This window comes from Aeromonas sobria (assembly GCF_000820145.1).
Taxonomy (GTDB): domain Bacteria; phylum Pseudomonadota; class Gammaproteobacteria; order Enterobacterales; family Aeromonadaceae; genus Aeromonas; species Aeromonas sobria.
The window spans coordinates 1-17,263 of record NZ_CDBW01000002.1; the positions used below are offsets into that span (position 1 = coordinate 1).

The window sequence follows — 17,263 nt, forward strand, 5'->3', positions numbered from 1 at the left end:
TTCTTAACGTAGTCGGCGTGACCCGGGCAATCTACGTGTGCGTAGTGGCGGATCGGGGTGTCGTATTCTACGTGGGAGGTGTTGATGGTGATACCACGCTCACGCTCTTCCGGTGCCTTGTCGATCTGGTCGAAGGCGAAAGCTTTACCACCGTAGGCCTTGGCCAGTACGCTGGTGATAGCTGCAGTCAGGGTGGTTTTACCGTGGTCAACGTGGCCGATGGTACCCACGTTTACGTGCGGTTTGTTACGCTCAAATTTTTCTTTAGACATGATCGTCCCTCTAAACTAACGCTGAGTACGCGGTGGCAAGCTAACCACAGAACAGTTGATAAGATGGGTTTGAATCTGATGAGGAAGAGAGACTGGAGCTGACAGGCAGATTCAACTGCCGACCTCACCCGAAGGCGTGGTCAATGATATCGTTTGAGCCATATCAGCATCTTGGAGCGGGCAGCGGGAATCGAACCCGCATCATCAGCTTGGAAGGCTGAGGTAATAGCCATTATACGATGCCCGCATTTCTCTAACCCAAAGAACTCAAACCGCAGAGAAATATGGTGGAGGGAGAAGGATTCGAACCTTCGAAGGCAGAGCCGTCAGATTTACAGTCTGATCCCTTTGGCCGCTCGGGAACCCCTCCAGATGCCAGATTGTCACAACGGTAATTCTGCTTGCACCCGTTGTTTTTATCGCTTTTGCAGGGCAAATAGACGACAGACATTCAAGCGGAGCGCATTTTATTGTAAGGATTTGGGGGATGCAACCACTGAGCTGGGCAAAATATGCTTTATTGCCGGGAAAATAACAAAAAAATGGCGGCAACCCCGCCAATCCTGCCACGTCCCTTGTCGCTCCCCCCCCCTTGGTGTATGGTCGCCGTGCCCAAGAAACAGTGATGACACCATGACGAAAGAGCATAACCCCTATCTGCAATTTACCCGTGAACAATGGGCGTTATTGCGCGATTCGGTTCCCCTGACCCTGACCGAACACGATCTGCAGACCCTGCGCGGGATCAACGAGAAGGTGTCATTGCGGGAAGTGGAAGAGATCTACCTGCCCCTCTCCCGCCTGCTCAATCTCTATGTCAAAGCCAAACAGCGCCGCAGTCGGGTGCTGGAGCAGTTCCTCGGCCAGTCCCGTGGCAAGGGCACCTATATCATCAGCATTGCCGGCAGCGTGGCGGGGGGCAAGAGCACCACAGCCCGCATCTTGCAGGCCCTGCTGGAGCGCTGGCCGGAGCACCCAAGGGTGGAACTGGTGACCACCGACGGCTTCCTCTACCCCAACAAGGTGCTGGAAGCGCGCGGCCTGATGCGCCGCAAGGGGTTCCCGGAGTCCTATGACATCCGTCATCTGGTGGAGTTTGTCACCGACCTGCGCGCCGGTCACGAGAAGGTCGAGGCGCCGGTTTACTCTCACCTGATCTACGACATCATTCCCGATGAGAAGAAGGTGGTGGAGCAGCCGGATATCCTGATCCTTGAGGGGCTGAACGTGCTGCAAAGTGGCATGGATTATCCACAAGAGCCCCATCGGGTCTTTGTGTCAGATTTTGTCGACTTCTCCATCTATGTGGATGCCGAAGCCGAACTGCTGCGCACCTGGTATATCGAGCGATTCCTCAAGTTCCGCAGCGGTGCCTTCTCGGATCCCGACTCTTACTTTCATCACTATGCCAAGCTGGCCGAAAGTGAGGCAACCCAGATCGCCAACAACCTCTGGAAAGATATCAACTATCTGAACTTGCAGGAAAATATCCTGCCAACCCGCGAGCGGGCCAACCTGATCCTGACCAAGGGACAAGAGCACGCCATCGAGCAGATCAAACTGCGCAAATGATGACAGCGTTTACCGGATAACGAAGAGGGGGCCCGCAGGCCCCCTCTTCGACATTTGCCATCATCAAACCGCCTCAATAACGGTCAGTCGCCCCGGCGCAGGGAAATCTCCCCCCCCAGATAGAACTTGATCCCCTCCTCTGTCTCCAGCCGCAGGGCACCGCGATCGTCGATACCACGGGCGATGCCGCGGATCTCCTGCTCCCCCATCAGCAAGCGCACAGGGCGACCGGCAAAGTGATCGAGCCGGTTCCAGTCCTCGACAAAGTGCGACAACCCGTGTTGCTCGAAGGCCACCAAGGCTTGCTGCAGGTAGCAGAGCATTCGGGCAGCAAGCTGATTGCGGTCCACCAGCTCCGACTGAATATGACGTAGCTCGGACCAGACCTGATCGATTTTCTCCCCCTCGCGGGCTGGCATCGCCAGATTGAGGCCAATCCCAATCACCAGATGACAGCTGGCACCAGCACTGCCGCTCATCTCCACCAATATACCGGCCAGCTTGCGCCCCTGGTAATAGAGGTCGTTCGGCCATTTGAGCTCGACACCTTGATAACCAAGGGATTCCAATGCCTGAACCACAGCCACCCCGACCGCCAGACTCAGCCCCATGGCCGCCGCCATTCCCTGCTCCAAGCGCCAGTACATGCTAAGGATCAGCTGGCAACCAAAGGGGGAAACCCATGGCTTGCCACGACGACCACGACCGGCAGTCTGGCACTCGGCCAGGCAGCTCTCGCCGGATTGCAACCGGCTTACCCGTTCCAGCAAATACTGGTTGGTAGAGTCGATCACCGGGAAGCAGTGCACCGGTGCCATGGGAGCCAGCGCCTGTAATGTTCCCTGCTCATAGAGTGCCATCGGCACCGCTAGCCGGTAGCCCTTGCCGGTCAGACTGAACAGATCCAGCCCAAGTTCCTTGAGCGCCGCCATGTGCTTGCTCACTGCCGCCCGACTGATACCCAGTTGTTCACCCAGCTGCTCACCGGAGTGAAACTGACCGTCGCTGAGCAAGGTGATCAGGGTCTGCCTGATGGGGGTCAAAGTCATGAGAGCACCTCATCGAGCCAGGTTTCACCCTGTGGCCCCATGAAGCGCACCTCGTGCTCCAGCACCACGCCGAACTTCTGTTCCACACTATCGCGGACATGAGCCGCCAGCGCGATCAGCTCCATGGCACTGGCGCCGCCCAGATTGACCAGCACCAGTGCCTGCTCCTGATGAACAGCGGCGCGGCCGATGGCGAACCCTTTCAGACCGCACTGATCGATGAGCCAGCCAGCGGCCAGCTTGGCCTGCCCCTCGCTCGCCGGATAGCAAGGCATCTGCGGATAGCGCGACTTGAGATTCTCCGCCAGCGCGGCGGGCACCAGCGGATTTTTGAAGAAACTGCCAGCGTTGCCGAGCACGGCGGGATCTGGCAGCTTGGCCATGCGGGTGGCACAGACGGTATCGAAGATGGCCTGCGCCGAAGGTGTGTCACCGAGTGCCGCCAGCGGGCCATAGCCCAACACCGGCTGCCACGCCTTGGGCAGCGCGAGCCCGACGGCGGTGATCAGGTGGGAATCCTGATACTCGTGCTTGAAGATGCTGTCGCGATAACCGAAACGGCACTGGGCAGCCTCAATCCGCTCGACCTCGCCACTGTGCCAGTTGAATGCCTCGACATAGGAGCAGAAGTCAGCCAGCTCGACCCCATAGGCACCGATGTTCTGCACCGGCGCCGCACCGACCGTACCGGGAATAAGCGCCAGATTCTCCAGCCCATACCAGCCCTGCTGCAAGGTATGGCGCACCAGCTGATGCCAATCCTCACCCGCCGTCACATGAAGCAACCAGTGATCGCCCCGCTCCTCTGCGGCAATTCCCTTGAGTCGGTTGAGCACCACCAGACCGAGAAAATCGCTGGTGAAGAGCACATTGCTGCCACCGCCAAGATTCAGACGGGGGAGCAGACTCAGCTCGGGATCGCTACGCAGGGTAACCAGATCGGTAACCTGCTCCACCTCGGCCAGCCAGAGGCAGTGCGCATCGAGGGCAAGGGTGTTGAGCTTCAACAAGGAGGCGTTGGCATTCAGTTTCATCGGTCTATCCCGGCTTGGTGCAAGGGCGCAGTCTACCTCAAGTTGGTCGGTGACGAAAAACCCGAGATCTTTTCTCGCGAATAACAGTGGGTTAGAGTAGACCGCTTCAACTATTGAGGATGAACTCATGAACAACCAGTTTGCCGTCATCGGCCTGGGTCTGTTTGGCAGTGCGCTATGCGAAGAGCTGCAGCGGCAGGATGCCGAAGTGTTGGCTATCGACATCGACGAGAGCAAAACCCGGCAAATCGCCGCCCTCTGCAACCATGTGATCGTAGCGGATGCCACCGACGAGGCAACCGTTGCCGAGCTGGGACTGGCCAATTTCGACATCGTCTTCGTCGCCATCGGTGACAACCTGGAGACCAGCATCCTCACCACGCTCGTTCTGAAGGAAGCGGGGGTAAAGAAGGTGTGGGTCAAGGCGCGCGACAAGTTCCACGCCAAAATTTTGCAGAAAGTCGGTGCCGACAAGGTGATCAATCCCGAGTGGGATATGGGGCGCCGGGTCGCCCAGAGCATGCTGGATAACCGGCTGTTCGACTATCTGGAGCTGGGTCACGACATGGTACTGACCGAGTTCGTCATCGGCCTGCCGCAAAATGGCAAGGCGCTCGGTGACCTCCACCTGTTGCAGCAGAGCGACTTCCAACTGCTCGCCATCAAGCGCGGTGAGGTGCTGCACAACGTACTGACCGGCAAGATGGCACTGCAACTGGGTGACATCCTGATCCTGGCGGGCAACAAACACGCCATCGACCGCTGGCTCGAAACCCTATGATCAACTGGCGCAGCAGCTACGCCTTTGCCCTTCATCGGGAGCGCGACTCCCGCTGGAGCGAGGCTCGGCTGATCCTCGGCAGCTTCCTGATCATTCTGCTGGTTGGCACCATCTTTCTGGTGCAACCCTCCAGCCACAATGGCGAGGTCACCTTCGTCAACGCCCTGTTCACTGCCACCTCGGCCATCAGCGTGACTGGTCTTGGCGTGGTGGACACCGGCACAGCCTTCACCCTGCAGGGGCAGATTTTCCTGCTGATGCTGATGGAGATCGGCGGGCTGGGTCAGATGACCATGACCCTGTTGCTGATCGCCATCTTCAGCAAGCGGGTCGGCCTGCGCCAGCAGGTACTGGCCAAGGAGGCGCTGGGACAGGAAGGCTCGGTCAACATCATCCAGCTGGTCAAACGCATCGTGCTGTTTGCCTTTATTGCCCAGCTGATCGGCACCGGCATCATGGCGATCCGCTGGGTGCCGGAGCTGGGCTGGGTGCACGGCCTCTATGTCAGCTTCTTCCATGCGGTATCGGCCTTCAACAACGCCGGTTTTTCGCTGTTTGCCAACAATCTCATCGACTATAGAGACGACCCCATCATCAGTTTGACCATCGCCGGTCTGCTGATCCTGGGGGGGATTGGTTTCACCGTCATCGTCGATCTGGTGCGCAACCGCAGTTGGCGCAAGCTGAAGCTGCACAGCAAGCTGATGCTACTGATGACCCCGGCCCTGCTGCTGGTCGGTACCCTGATGTTCTGGCTGCTGGAGCACAACAACCCGGGCACCCTCGGCAACGCCAGTATCGGTGACCAGCTGCTGGCGGCCTTCTTCCAGTCTGCCAGCGCCCGTACCGCCGGTTTCAATACCATAGATATCGGGCTGATGACCCCGGCGGCCCTGCTGTTCCTGATGATGCTGATGTTTATCGGTGCCGGCGCCACCTCAACCGGAGGTGGTATCAAGGTGACCACCTTCGCGGTAGTGCTGCTGGCAACCAAGGCGTTTCTGACCAAGCGGCCCCATGTCACCGCCTTTGGCCGCACCCTGTCGCCCCAGATCGTGACCCGCTCGCTGGCCATCATCATCGTCAGCACCATGGTACTGATGCTGGCGATGTTCCTGCTGATGGTGACCGAGGATCTGCCGTTCGACAAAATCATGTTCGAGACCATCTCGGCATTTGCCACCGTTGGCCTCTCGACCGGCATTACCGCCTCCCTGAGCGAGCCGGGCAAGCTGATTCTGGTGCTGGTGATGATCTGCGGCCGTCTAGGCCCGCTGACTCTGGCCTTTATGCTGGCCCGCCCGGTCGAGACCCGCATCCGTTATCCGGAAGAGAACGTCTACACCGGCTAAGTGGTGACAGGCCATTACCACGATAAAAAAAGAGAGAGGGGCTCATGGCCCCTCTCTCTTTTTTCAGCTGGCGGCGACTGCGTATCAGCCAATCAGCTCATAAACTAATCAGCCAGCACTCACCTTCAAACGGTCAGGCCGCCTTGCTTCTGGCGGGCCGCTTGCCCGTGCTTTTGCGAGGAGCCCCACCAGCGCCGCTGGTCGCCGGACTCTTGCGCTTGGTAAAGCGCCGCTTGCTGGCACCCAGCGCCTCCTTGGGCAGGGCGCTGAAGCTGGCGCCGGAGTCCTGCCGCGCCCCCTCAATCAGACCGTTGAGCTGCTCGGTGAGCGGCCCCATAAACTGCTGATAGCTGCCGTGACGCTCGGCGATCTGGCCGAGGTGCTGCTCCCACAGCGCCGTCATATCCGGCGTGGTGGCCGTCGCGGGTAGCGCCTGCACCAGCGCCCGCCCGGTCGGGGTCGCCTTGATGCTCTTACCCTGACGCACCAGAAAACTGCGCCTGAACAGCAGGTCGATAATGCCCGCCCGGGTCGCTTCGGTGCCAAGACCGTCGGTATCGCGCAGGGTTTTGCGGATCTCGGGATCCTGCACATAGCGGGCGATGCCGGTCATGGCCGCCAGCAGGGTGGCATCGGTGAACGACTTGGGCGGCTGGGTCATCTTCTCCAGCAGCTCGCCCCGCTCGCACAGCAGTTGCTCCCCCTCTTTCAGGGCGGGCAGCGTGCCCGCTTTCTCTTCGTCGTCATCCTCTTCCACCCCGAGCAGTGCCTTCCAGCCCGCTTTGAGAATGCGCCGAGCCTTGGCCTGAAACAGACCACCGGCGATGCGCAGCAGCACCTTGCTGTCGTTATATTCGAACGGCGGATAGAACTGCAGCAAGTACTGGCGGGCTACCAGGCTATAGATCTTCGCCTCGTCAGCCCCCAGCGTGGCGGGGTTGCCCTGCTTCTCGGTGGGGATGATGGCGTGGTGAGCATCCACCTTGCTGTCGTTCCACGCCTTGCTGCGGATCTTGCCGTCCGCCTCGGCGACCGCCTTGGCCAGCGCAGGCGCAGTGGCGGCGATGGCGCCGCGCACCTGCTCGGCTCGCTTGAAGTGGTCGGTCGGCAGATAGCGGCTGTCGGAGCGCGGATAGGTGATGAGCTTGTGGCGCTCGTAGAGGCTCTGGCAGATGTCGAGCACCCGCTTGGCATCCATGCCGAACCGCTTGGCGGCATCGATCTGCAGGCTGGAGAGGTTGTAGGGCAGCGGCGCCGCCTGCTTGCGGGCCTGCTCCTCCACCAACTCGACTTGCGCAGGCTGGCCGTTGATCCGGCTCACCACCTTGTCGGCCAGCGCCCGGTTGAGCACCCGCCCCTCCTCATCCTGCCACGGCAGGCAAGCTTCGGACGGCAGCCACTTGGCGGTGAAGCGTTCGTTGCCGCCGGTCAGCAGATGGGCCAGCACCTCGTAGAAGGGTTTGGGCACGAAGGCCTCAATTTCGAGATCCCGCCGCACCACCAGCCCCAGCAGCGGGGTCTGCACCCGGCCGACCGAGAGCAGCTCGCTGCAACCGGCCTTGCGCCCGAGCAGGGTGTAGGCACGGGTCATGTTGATGCCATAGAGCCAGTCGGCCCGACTGCGGGCCAGCGCGGAGACCGCCAGCGGCACGAACTCCTTGTTGTCCCTCAGCTTCTCGAGGGCACGGCGCACCGCGGGCGGGTTGAGATCGCTGATGAGGCAGCGCTGCACCGGTTTGGTTTTCGGATAGCCGAGAAAATCGATCACCTCGTCCACCAGCAGCTGCCCTTCCCTGTCCGGGTCACCGGCGTTGACCACGCAGTCGGCCTGCTTGATCAGCCGCTTGATGACGGTGAGCTGGGTTTTGGTCTTGGGTTTGGCCACCAGCTGCCACTGGGCGGGGATGATGGGGAGATGCTCCATCCGCCACTGTTTGAAGGCGGCGTCATAGGCATCGGGTTCGGCCTGCTCCAGCAGATGGCCGATGCACCAGGTGACCACATCGCCCTGGGCTGTTTCGATAAAACCGTCGCCCTTCTTGTGGGGCTTGGGCAGGGCATCGGCAATGGCGCGGCCCAGGGTGGGCTTCTCGGCGATAAAGAGTCGCATCGGTGGCTACCTGCAATACTGTATATGTAGACAGTATACAACTGCCGCCGCGAAAGCCCAACTGCCCCTATTGGTCGAACGGGTGATCGTGGATGGCGGCAAACAGCCGCACCTGATTAAGCAGCGGCGCATAGTGGAAGGCATTGTCGCCATCTTCCGCCAGCAGGTAGTCGGTCAGCTGTTCGCGCACCGCCTCTTGCAGCATCTCCAGCTTCCACGGCTTGGCAAGGTAGTAGTGCAGCCCGCCGCGATTGACTGCCTCGACGGTCGCCTCCAGCCCCGCTTGCCCGGTCAGCAGCAACTTGCGGCTGGCTCTGGTCGCGGCGCGCTGATTCAGTTCGATCAGAAAATCGACCCCCAGGGTCCCCGGCATGATGTGGTCACAGAGGATCAGTGCCAGCTTGTTGCCGTCACTCTCCCACTCCTCCACCACCGCTCGCGCCTCATCGACGCTCTCGGCGGCTTCCAGTTCGAAGTGGGAACGGAACGGGGCGAGATCGTGGATCACCGCATCCAGCACCTCCCGCTCATCGTCCACACACAGGATCAGATAGTGTTTGTTCATTGCCCCTCCTTGGCGGCATGACTCGGCACGCCGCGCGATTGATGCTGGCGGCGGCTCAGGCCGCATGCTCCTTGTGGCGGGGATCGCCCCCGTAACCGGCCTGCCCCATGCCGTCCAGCGGCAGACAGACCCGCATCCGGGTGTAGCGGCCCAGCTCGGAGGCCACCTCGATACGGCCGTGGTGCTGCTGCACGATCTGCAGCGAGACGCTCAAGCCAATGCCGAGACCAAAGTGCCCCTCCCGCTTGGTGGTGAAGTTGAGATCGAAGATCCGCTGCCACAGCTCAGGCTCGATGCCGCAGCCGCTATCCTCGATCTCCACTATGGCCCACTCGGGATCCAGCAATCCGGTGCGGATGGTGAGCCGCCCCGGGCCGCTCATGGCATCCAGACTGTTGGCGATCAGGTTGGTCCACACCTGCTGCAGGGCAACGGGATGGCAGCGCACCAGCGGCAGCGGCTGGTACTCCTTGCAGAGCTCATGATGCTTGAGGCGGTTTTCGAAAATCATCAGGGTATCTTCCAGCCCCTCGTGCAGGTCCACCAGCGAGGGTTCAGCCCGATCCTGCCGAGCATACTGCTTGAGGCTCTTGACCAGATCGCCGATGCGACGGGCACACACCTCGATATTGCGCAGGAAGCTGCCGGTCTGCTGGAACAGCTCCAGCCGGGAGAGCAGCGCCGCCCGCTCGGCGGCGGTGCGGCTGGCAAACCAGCGCTGCCAGTTCAGCTCGTCATCCAGATTCATCTGCACCGCCAGCCGCGCCTGCTGGCGATCGCCAAAGCGCCCCTCCGCCTGGCGGGTCTTGTCACGGATCTCGCTGGTCGAGACCGGCTGGGTGGTCAGCGCCTGACAGAGGGTCTGATTGCCCAGCGTCTTGATGGGGGCAGGCAGCTCGAGATTAACCAGATCGGGGATGGCGGCGCGCAGAGTCTCGCTGCCACGGATAATGGCTGCCACCGGGTTGTTCAACTCGTGGGCGACACCGGCCACCAGCTGACCCAGCATCGCCATCTTTTCGCTCTCCACCAGCTGGGCGTGAGCGGCATCGAGGGAGTTGAGGGTCTGTTGCAACCGCATCTCGGTGCGGATGCTGTTTTGCAGGCGGCGGTTGAAGTGGCGCAGCAGCAGATTGGTAAAGGAGGGGAGCAGTTCGCTGCGCGCCTGCATCACCCGGGAGAATTGCAGCTTGTCGAGCTTGATCACCTCCGCGCCAGTCAGGGTCACTGCGGTGGTAAAGGCGGGTTCGCCAGTCACGAAGGACATGCCCCCCACCAGCGAGCCGGTACGGTAGTGCACCACCTCCTGATCGATCCCCTGCTCGTCCCGCTTGCGCAGCACCACCTCCCCCTTGGCGATAAACCAGAGGAAGCTGTTGGGCTCCCCCTCGCGGGTCAGCACATGCCCCGGACTGTAGTGGCGGCAGACCTGCCCCTCGTCGTTACCATCGAAAAACTGATAGAGGCCGTCGATCACCACCCGCGACAGCTCTTCATCGCTGCAACGGGTGTAATCCATAAAGCCCTGCCGATAGGCCGCCAGCTGGCGATCGACGTGGGCCCGCAGCAGCTTCTGGTTATCGAGCACGGCGGCATAGCTCAGCAGGTCAGCCTCGGGCTGGAGCAGCACAAAGTGGCTGGCCTGCTCGATCACCGCCCGGCGCATGCTGCCATCGCGCCATGGGCGCTGCAGGTAGTAGTCGAGACGACCGAGGTTGACCGCCTCGATGATCGATTTCATCTCCGGCTGGCTGCCCAAAAGGATCTTGCGGCACGCCTCGTGGCGGTTGCCGAGGCGGATCAGAAAATCGGCCCCTCGCCCATCCCCCAGATCGCTGTCACATACCACCACGGCGGGTGGTTGCCCCTTGCGATCCAGCTCGTCGAGGGCCAGCTCCGCCGACTCCTGCCCGACCACCACCACCAGCGCAAAATGGCCGAGCAGCGGGGCCAGCTCCTGTTCAAATTCGGCCAGCAGTTGCACGTTGGCGGCGACACACAGCAGCGAGAAAGGGCTCATCAGCGACACTCCGTTGTGGCTCACTGCTCACTATATCAACAAATCTTGTGGGGTTTTGCGAGGAGGCTAACAGCTGGCGTGGAAAGTGTACAAATCGCTCAATCGGCGATTTATTGAATTAAATTCGAGTTATTAGTCAATATAGAAATAAAAGACAAGATGTGACGACAGTCAAAAATATAAACCATGATGGAGGTCAACGCCTTATCCCTGTCATTACTACTACTATTGGGCTAGTACTATGTTGGTAAAAATTGACCACAGGAAAACGCCACCATGATTGGAAAACTGATAAGAAAAACCTGGTTCTGGCTCCTGCTGCTCGGGGCCCTGCTGGGTGTCGCAGCACTGGGTGTCACCGTAACCGTGCTGCACAAGACCAGCTCCACCGAATTCTGCGTCTCCTGCCACTCCATGCAGACTCCGCTCGCCGAGTATCAGGGCAGCATCCACTTCCAGAATCCCAAGGGGATCCGCGCCGAGTGCGCCGACTGCCACATCCCGGGCGACCCCACCTCCTACCTGTGGACCAAAGTCCGCGCCGTGAAGGATATCTATCACGAAGCGATCGGCACCCTGGATACCCCGGAAAAATATGAAGCCCACAAGCTGCGGATGGCCCAATCCGTCTGGGATGAACTGAAGGCCAACGACTCAGCCACCTGCCGCAGCTGCCACAGCTATGCGGCGATGGACATTCTGGCCCAGCGCCCCAATGCCCGTGCCGAACACCCGGTCGCCATCAAGGAGGGTCAGACCTGTATCGACTGCCACCGCGGTGTCGCCCACATCATGCCTGACATGAGCGGCCTGGCTGCCGCCGGTGCCAGCGAGCTGGCGCAGGCTGCGGCCCAGACTCCGACCAACGTCACCACCCGTTACGCCATCGCCACCACCCCGCTGTTCCTCGATGCCGCCGCCAAGACTGACGAAGGCACCCTGATGCCCTCCACCAGGGTGGATGTGCTGGCCAACGAAAACGGCCGCGCCAAGGTACAGATCGAAGGCTGGCAACAGGATGGCGTGAGCGAAGTGTTCTACGCCGCACCGGGCAAGCGGATCCTCAGCGTACTGGTCGGCGATACCGCCAAGAAAGCGCTGGTCACCGGCCAGAGCGAAACCGACAGCGCCACCAACCTCACCTGGCATCAGGTCAAGCTGACCGCCTGGGTCGACCAGACCCAGCTCATCGGCGATCAGGGCAAGCTGTGGCAATACGCCTCCACCCTGATGTCCAACAACTGTACCGGCTGCCACGGCCTCACCGCGCTGGATCACTTCAATGCCAACCAGTGGATCGGCGTCATCAAGGGGATGGAATCTCGTACCTCCCTGACCCCGGAACAGGCTCGCATGCTGACCCAGTATGTCCAGAAACATGCCAGTGACATGAGCGCGGCCCACTAAGGCTGGAACAGAGGAAAACCGTTATGACTTTTTTCAACGACAACAAGACCAATCTGTCCCGCCGCAACCTGCTCAAGGGCCTCGGCGCCTGCGCAGCCCTGCCTCTACTCGGCGGTATTTTTCCCAAGAGTGCGCTGGCGCAAGCCATCAGCACCGCATTGAGCCAGTTCCCGACCCTGGTGCCCGCCCAGAAGGGCATTCTGACCGGCGCCCACTGGGGTGCGTTTGAAGCAATCGTCGAGGATGGCCGCATGGTGCGCGTCCAGCCGGTGGCCGATGATCCGGCACAGAACGATCTCATCGACATGGCGCCGTTCCAGGTGCACGCCAAGAACCGCATCAAGTACCCCATGGTACGCAAGAGCTGGCTGGAACACGGCCCGGGGGCCAAACCCGAGCTACGCGGCGCCGACGAGTGGGTGCGGGTGAGCTGGGACAAGGCGATTGAACTGGTGGCCGGTGAAATCCAGCGGGTCCAGAACGACTTCGGCCCGCAGGCAATCCACGCCGGTTCCTACGGCTGGAAGAGCGTCGGCATGTTCCACAACAGCCGCACCCTGCTGCACCGCCTGATGAACCTCTCCGGCGGTTTCACCGGTTATGCCGGTGACTACTCCACCGGCGCGGCTCAGGTGATCATGTCCCACGTGATGGGCTCCATCGAGGTGTACGAGCAGCAGACCGCTTGGCCAAACGTGGTGGAGAACGCCGAACTGGTGGTGCTGTGGGGGGTCAACGCTCAGGTCACCCTGAAAAACAGCTGGAATATTCCGGACCACGAAGGGCAGGCTGGCTTTATGGCCCTCAAGGAGAAGGGCACCCGCATCATCAGCATCGACCCCATCTACAACGAGACCGCCAAGCTGGTCGGCGCCGAGTGGATTGCCCCGAACGCTTACACCGACGTGGCCATGATGCTGGGTGTGGCCCACACCCTCTATACCGAACAGAAACACGATCAGGCCTTCCTCGATCGCTACAGCGTCGGCTTCGACAAATTCCTCACCTACCTGCTGGGCAAGGATGATGGTCAGCCGAAGAGCGCCGAGTGGGCAAGCACCGTCTGCGGCGTCGATGCCAAGGTAATTCGCCAGCTGGCCCTCGACATGGCCGCCAAGCGCACCATGATCATGGCCGGTTGGGGCATGCAGCGTCAGCAGCATGGCGAACAACCGAACTGGATGCTGGTCACTCTGGCTTCCATGCTGGGCCAGATCGGCCTGCCGGGCGGCGGCTACGGCTTCAGCTACCACTACTCCTCCGGTGGCAGCCCCACCGCCAAGGGGGGGATTCTGGCCGGTATCTCCGCCGGTAACGCACCGAAGAACAGCCCGGCACCGATCCCGGTGGCCCGCATCGCCGACTGTCTCGCCAACCCGGGCAAGACCATCGACTTCAACGGCCGCAAGGTGACCTATCCGGACATCAAGCTGGTCTACGTGGCGGGCGGCAACCCCTTCCACCACCATCAGGACACCAACAACCTGCTGCAGGCGTGGCGCAAGCCGCAGACCGTGATCGTTCACGAGCCTTACTGGACCGCCACCGCCAAGCACGCCGACATCGTGCTGCCGGTCACCACCAGCTACGAACGCAACGATCTTGAGATGGGCGGCGACTACTCCCAGCGCTATGTGTTCCCGATGCACCAGTGCGTGCCGCCCCAGCACGAGTCCCGCAACGACTTCGATATCTTCAGCGCCATCGCCGCCAAGCTGGGTGTGCAGGAGCAGTACACCGAAGGGAAGGACGAGATGCTGTGGCTCAAGCAGATGTACGACGGCATGGCGGCGCAAGCCCGTGGTGCCCGGGTGGCGCTGCCACCGTTCAACATGTTCTGGGAATCCAACAACTACATCCGCTTCCCGATCCCCGAGGCCAACCGCCAGTGGATCCGTCACGCTGATTTTCGCGAGAACCCGCTGCTCAACCCGCTCGGTACCCCGTCCGGCAAGATCGAGATCTTCTCCAACACGGTAGCGGGGATGGGTTATGCCGACTGCGCCGGCCATCCCAAGTGGTATGAGCCCAAGGAGTGGGTGAAGAGCGAGGTGGCGGCGCGCTATCCGCTGTCCCTCAACACCGCCCACCCGACCCAGCGGCTGCACTCCCAGCTCGACAACACCCCGCTGCGGGACAAGTTCGCCATCGCCGACCGCGAGGCGATCATGATCCATCCAGCCGACGCCAAGGCCCGTGGCATCGCCCAGGGGGATCTGGTGCGCGCCTTCAACGAACGGGGCCAGATTTTGGTGGGTGCCCTGCTCTCTGAAGATGTGCGTCAGGGGGTAGTACGGATCTGCGAAGGGGCCTGGTATGACCCGGCCAAGCCGGGCGAAGCAGGTAGCATCTGCAAGAACGGCAACGTCAACTGCCTCACCTTCGACGAAGGCTCATCCAGCCTAGCGCAGGGCAACTGCGGCCACATGGCCCAGCTGCAGATCGAGAAGTACACAGGCCCTGTGCTGGCCAACACCGCCCATGCGGTGCCAGCCAACGGCTAAGCTGGTTGCAACCCAATAAAAACGGCGCCTGAAGGCGCCGTTTTCTTATCTGTATCTGTCTGCCAAAGCGCAGACATGGTCGGGAAGGATTTAAAAATCCCCCTCTTCCATATACTCCTGCGCGCACTCCACCAGCTGCGGCCACAGCTCTTCCGGCACCCAGGCGTCCGGGTCATCTTCATCCCCGTCGTATTGGCTCCAGAAGTAGCGGCGCAGGCCAGAGGCAAACTCGTCGCTGATCTCGGCCAGCTCCGAGAGCGGCCCCAGCCAGGCGATGCGGCGCAGGCCGGAGGCGAGATCGTTGATGGCATCCATCAGGGTGCGATCGTCAAAGCTCTGCTCCACCAGCAGGGTGAAGCGCTCGCGCGCCTGCTCGGTCTGATCTTCCTCCAGCTCGCCCACATCGGCCAGCAGGTCGACAAAATCTTCCAGCAGGAACGCGATCAGGCCATCCCTGTCTTCAAACCACTGGATCTGGGCGCCCTTGACCCCCAGCACAGAGGCGTCAAATGAATCGTCAAGGTGACACAGTGCCCACGGATCGTCGGTCATGCTTCTCTTCTTCAGGCTAAAACAAATGCCATATGTTATGCCTAGCTCTCGACTCTTGCCACCTTGGGCAACGAGAGGGAGGCAGCCAGACCGCCCAGTTCGGCGCGGCCCATGATGAAACTGCCCCGATAGGCTTCTGCCAGATCGGAGACAATATTAAGACCCAGCCCGGAGCCCGGCACCTTCTCGTCGAGGCGTACTCCGCGCAGTACCGCCTTGGCGATCTGATCCTCGCTCATGCCGGGGCCATCATCCTCGATACGCAAGGTGATCCAGCCCCCCAGCTCGGCGCTGGAGATGCGCAGCTGAGTAGCCGACCATTTGAAGGCATTTTCCAGCACGTTACCCACCATCTCGTCGAAGTCCTGCTCCTCCACCCCGACCGCCAGATTGGCGGGCACCTGCAGATCCACCAACTTGCCCGGATAGAGGCGGGAGAAGGCGCGGCAGATGTACTCCACCCGCGCCCGCACCGGCGTCGAGACCCCGAGGATTTTGGCAGCGCCGGTCACCCGCGCCTTGCCAAGGTGGTAATCGATGTGGCGCTGGATCTGGTCGAGCTGCTCGCCGATGGCGGCCTGATCTTCCGGCGGCAACTGGGCCACCTGATTGCGCATGATGCTGAGCGGTGTCTTGAGGGCGTGGGCCAGATTACCGGTGTGGGATCGCGCCCGTTGCAGCAGCTCGCCGTAATGGTGCAGCAGCCGGTTGATATCCTCCACCAGCGGCTGGATCTCCAGCGGATAGCGCAGCCGGAATCCCTCCTGATGGCCCTGATGGACATAGCCCAGCTCGCGACGCAGCAGATGTAATGGCCGCAAGCCATAGAGGATCTGGAACATAAAGCCGAGCACCAGACCGGCGGCAGCAAAGCCGAGGCCAAGGAACAGGCTGATACGGGTTTTGCTAAGGGTCAACGTCAGGGCACTGCTGTCCTTGGCCATCACCAGGGTGAACACCCGATCGGAACCAGGCAGCAGCACAGTACGGGTCATCACCAGCAAGGGCTCGCGATTGGGCCCCTTGCCGACAAACAAATCCGGATCGCCGAAGGCGGACTTGAGCCCCTCGGTTTTCAAATTGGTATCCCACAGGGAGCGAGAGCGTCCCACCACATCGTGGCCCAGCTCCAGCTGCCAGTAGTAGCCTGAATAGGGCTGGTTAAAGCGAGGGTCCGTCATCGCCTCGGTGACTACGGGCAAGCCATCATGCTGCACCTCGATCCGGGCGAGCAGATCATAAACCTGCAAACGCAGGCCGTCGGCTTCCGCCTCCTGCCAGTAGTTGCGCATCATGGTCTGCAGACTGAAGCCGGTGGCGAACAGAAACAGCCCGCACCACACCAGCGCAATGGCAAGCAGTCGCCCCCGCAGGGTTCTGACCAGCCTCATTCGTTGATCCGGTACCCGAGGCCGCGCACCGTTTCGATCAAATCGGCATGGGTCTTCTTGCGGATCCGGCCGATGAACACCTCGACGGTGTTGGAGTCGCGGTCAAAATCCTGAGCGTAGATGTGGTCGATCAGCTCGCTGCGCGACACCACCTTGCCTCTGTGCTGCATCAGGTAACCCAGCACCCGGAACTCGTGAGCGGTCAGCTTGATGGGGGTGCCTTCGTACCACACCTGCGATGCCGCCATATCGAGCCGCACCCCGCCAATCTCCAGAATGGAGCTGGCGTTGCCTGCCGCCCGGCGCACCAGTGCCTGCACCCGCGCCACCAGCTCGGCTACCTGGAACGGCTTGGTCAGGTAGTCATCAGCACCGGCATTGAGCCCCTCGATCTTCTCGTGCAACTGGCCACGGGCGGTCAGTACCAGCACAGGGGTATCGATACCCTTGCTGCGCCACTCTTTCAGCACGCTCAGGCCATCGCGCCCCGGCAAGCCGAGATCGAGAATAATGGCATCATAGGGCTCGGTCTCACCGAGAAAACCGGCGTCGTTGCCATTGTGGCAAAGGTCGGTGACAAAGCCGGAGAGGCGCAGCTGTTCAGCCAACTGCCCCGCCAGCGTTTTTTCGTCTTCAACAATCAGAATTCGCATC

General features: G+C 61.1%; 14 protein-coding genes and 2 tRNA genes. 5 read left to right on the plus strand and 11 right to left on the minus strand.

The genetic code is table 11. The features are described 5' to 3' along the window. The 3 genes from BN1135_RS00085 to BN1135_RS00095 form a co-directional block, all read right to left on the minus strand. A partial coding sequence (locus BN1135_RS00085; protein ID WP_042017927.1) for a GTP-binding protein occupies nt 1-272 on the minus strand: 272 nt, incomplete at its 3' end. A 172-nt stretch (nt 273-444) separates the two neighbouring features. Beyond that, nucleotides 445-519, minus strand: a tRNA-Gly gene (locus tag BN1135_RS00090). A 38-nt stretch (nt 520-557) separates the two neighbouring features. Then, nucleotides 558-642 (minus strand) — tRNA-Tyr (locus BN1135_RS00095). A 263-nt stretch (nt 643-905) separates the two neighbouring features. On the opposite strand from BN1135_RS00095, the gene coaA reads away from it, so the two are divergent. Beyond that, a complete protein-coding gene (gene coaA, locus BN1135_RS00100) occupies nt 906-1,844 on the plus strand; it encodes a type I pantothenate kinase (RefSeq protein ID WP_042017929.1) in 939 nt (312 codons plus the stop codon). An 83-nt stretch (nt 1,845-1,927) separates the two neighbouring features. Here the strand turns inward: coaA and birA are convergent, their stop codons facing one another. Together birA and murB are read right to left on the minus strand one after the other, a co-directional pair. Beyond that, nucleotides 1,928-2,893 (minus strand): bifunctional biotin--[acetyl-CoA-carboxylase] ligase/biotin operon repressor BirA, encoded by a 966-nt coding sequence (birA, locus tag BN1135_RS00105; protein ID WP_042017930.1) that lies wholly within the window; start codon nt 2,891-2,893, stop codon nt 1,928-1,930. Beyond that, the gene (gene murB / locus BN1135_RS00110) at nt 2,890-3,927 is read right to left on the minus strand and encodes a UDP-N-acetylmuramate dehydrogenase (RefSeq protein ID WP_042017932.1); all 1,038 of its coding nucleotides are present in this window, start codon (nt 3,925-3,927) and stop codon (nt 2,890-2,892) included. Before murB ends, birA begins: the two co-directional genes overlap by 4 nt. Nucleotides 3,928-4,054: 127 nt before the next feature. Here murB and BN1135_RS00115 point away from each other — a divergent pair, with 127 nt between their 5' ends. Together BN1135_RS00115 and BN1135_RS00120 are read left to right on the plus strand one after the other, a co-directional pair. After that, entirely contained in the window at nt 4,055-4,708 is a 654-nt protein-coding gene (locus tag BN1135_RS00115) for a potassium channel family protein (RefSeq protein WP_042017933.1), read from the plus strand. After that, complete coding sequence (locus tag BN1135_RS00120) at nt 4,705-6,060, plus strand: TrkH family potassium uptake protein (RefSeq protein ID WP_042017936.1); 1,356 nt, start codon at nt 4,705-4,707, stop codon at nt 6,058-6,060. The genes BN1135_RS00115 and BN1135_RS00120 overlap by 4 nt, the downstream gene beginning before the upstream one ends. A gap of 133 nt (nt 6,061-6,193) precedes the next feature. On the opposite strand, the gene BN1135_RS00125 is transcribed toward BN1135_RS00120, so the two are convergent. The 3 genes from BN1135_RS00125 to BN1135_RS00135 form a co-directional block, all read right to left on the minus strand. Next, nucleotides 6,194-8,170, minus strand: coding sequence for a DNA topoisomerase III (locus tag BN1135_RS00125; protein WP_042017937.1), 1,977 nt, complete (start codon nt 8,168-8,170; stop codon nt 6,194-6,196). 67 nt (nt 8,171-8,237) lie between these two features. Then, complete coding sequence (locus BN1135_RS00130) at nt 8,238-8,735, minus strand: response regulator (protein WP_042017938.1); 498 nt, start codon at nt 8,733-8,735, stop codon at nt 8,238-8,240. Between the two features lie 55 nt (nt 8,736-8,790). Then, entirely contained in the window at nt 8,791-10,755 is a 1,965-nt protein-coding gene (locus BN1135_RS00135; RefSeq protein WP_042017942.1) for an ATP-binding protein, read from the minus strand. A gap of 276 nt (nt 10,756-11,031) precedes the next feature. Here BN1135_RS00135 and BN1135_RS00140 point away from each other — a divergent pair, with 276 nt between their 5' ends. Further along, the gene (locus BN1135_RS00140; protein ID WP_042017943.1) at nt 11,032-12,162 is read left to right on the plus strand and encodes a NapC/NirT family cytochrome c; all 1,131 of its coding nucleotides are present in this window, start codon (nt 11,032-11,034) and stop codon (nt 12,160-12,162) included. Nucleotides 12,163-12,185: 23 nt separating this feature from the next. Then, entirely contained in the window at nt 12,186-14,666 is a 2,481-nt protein-coding gene (torA, locus tag BN1135_RS00145; RefSeq protein WP_042017944.1) for a trimethylamine-N-oxide reductase TorA, read from the plus strand. A 90-nt stretch (nt 14,667-14,756) separates the two neighbouring features. Here the strand turns inward: torA and BN1135_RS00150 are convergent, their stop codons facing one another. The 3 genes from BN1135_RS00150 to BN1135_RS00160 are packed head-to-tail and all read right to left on the minus strand — an operon-like array spanning nt 14,757 to nt 17,262. Next, nucleotides 14,757-15,218, minus strand: coding sequence for a hypothetical protein (locus tag BN1135_RS00150; protein ID WP_033135304.1), 462 nt, complete (start codon nt 15,216-15,218; stop codon nt 14,757-14,759). Nucleotides 15,219-15,259: 41 nt separating this feature from the next. Beyond that, entirely contained in the window at nt 15,260-16,609 is a 1,350-nt protein-coding gene (locus tag BN1135_RS00155) for a sensor histidine kinase (RefSeq protein ID WP_042017945.1), read from the minus strand. Beyond that, nucleotides 16,606-17,262 (minus strand): AHA_4052 family stress response regulator transcription factor, encoded by a 657-nt coding sequence (locus BN1135_RS00160; RefSeq protein WP_042017947.1) that lies wholly within the window; start codon nt 17,260-17,262, stop codon nt 16,606-16,608. The genes BN1135_RS00155 and BN1135_RS00160 overlap by 4 nt, the downstream gene beginning before the upstream one ends. Nucleotide 17,263: the final 1 nt, after the last annotated feature.

Excerpts from the sequence above, each read along its gene's own strand:
- coaA (WP_042017929.1), top strand. The coding sequence starts at position 906 with ATGACGAAAGAGCATAACCCCTATCTGCAATTTACCCGTGAACAATGG.
- birA (WP_042017930.1), bottom strand. The coding sequence starts at position 2,893 with ATGACTTTGACCCCCATCAGGCAGACCCTGATCACCTTGCTCAGCGAC.
- murB (WP_042017932.1), bottom strand. The coding sequence starts at position 3,927 with ATGAAACTGAATGCCAACGCCTCCTTGTTGAAGCTCAACACCCTTGCC.
- BN1135_RS00115 (WP_042017933.1), top strand. The coding sequence starts at position 4,055 with ATGAACAACCAGTTTGCCGTCATCGGCCTGGGTCTGTTTGGCAGTGCG.
- BN1135_RS00120 (WP_042017936.1), top strand. The coding sequence starts at position 4,705 with ATGATCAACTGGCGCAGCAGCTACGCCTTTGCCCTTCATCGGGAGCGC.
- BN1135_RS00125 (WP_042017937.1), bottom strand. The coding sequence starts at position 8,170 with ATGCGACTCTTTATCGCCGAGAAGCCCACCCTGGGCCGCGCCATTGCC.
- BN1135_RS00130 (WP_042017938.1), bottom strand. The coding sequence starts at position 8,735 with ATGAACAAACACTATCTGATCCTGTGTGTGGACGATGAGCGGGAGGTG.
- BN1135_RS00135 (WP_042017942.1), bottom strand. The coding sequence starts at position 10,755 with ATGAGCCCTTTCTCGCTGCTGTGTGTCGCCGCCAACGTGCAACTGCTG.
- BN1135_RS00140 (WP_042017943.1), top strand. The coding sequence starts at position 11,032 with ATGATTGGAAAACTGATAAGAAAAACCTGGTTCTGGCTCCTGCTGCTC.
- torA (WP_042017944.1), top strand. The coding sequence starts at position 12,186 with ATGACTTTTTTCAACGACAACAAGACCAATCTGTCCCGCCGCAACCTG.
- BN1135_RS00150 (WP_033135304.1), bottom strand. The coding sequence starts at position 15,218 with ATGACCGACGATCCGTGGGCACTGTGTCACCTTGACGATTCATTTGAC.
- BN1135_RS00155 (WP_042017945.1), bottom strand. The coding sequence starts at position 16,609 with ATGAGGCTGGTCAGAACCCTGCGGGGGCGACTGCTTGCCATTGCGCTG.
- BN1135_RS00160 (WP_042017947.1), bottom strand. The coding sequence starts at position 17,262 with ATGCGAATTCTGATTGTTGAAGACGAAAAAACGCTGGCGGGGCAGTTG.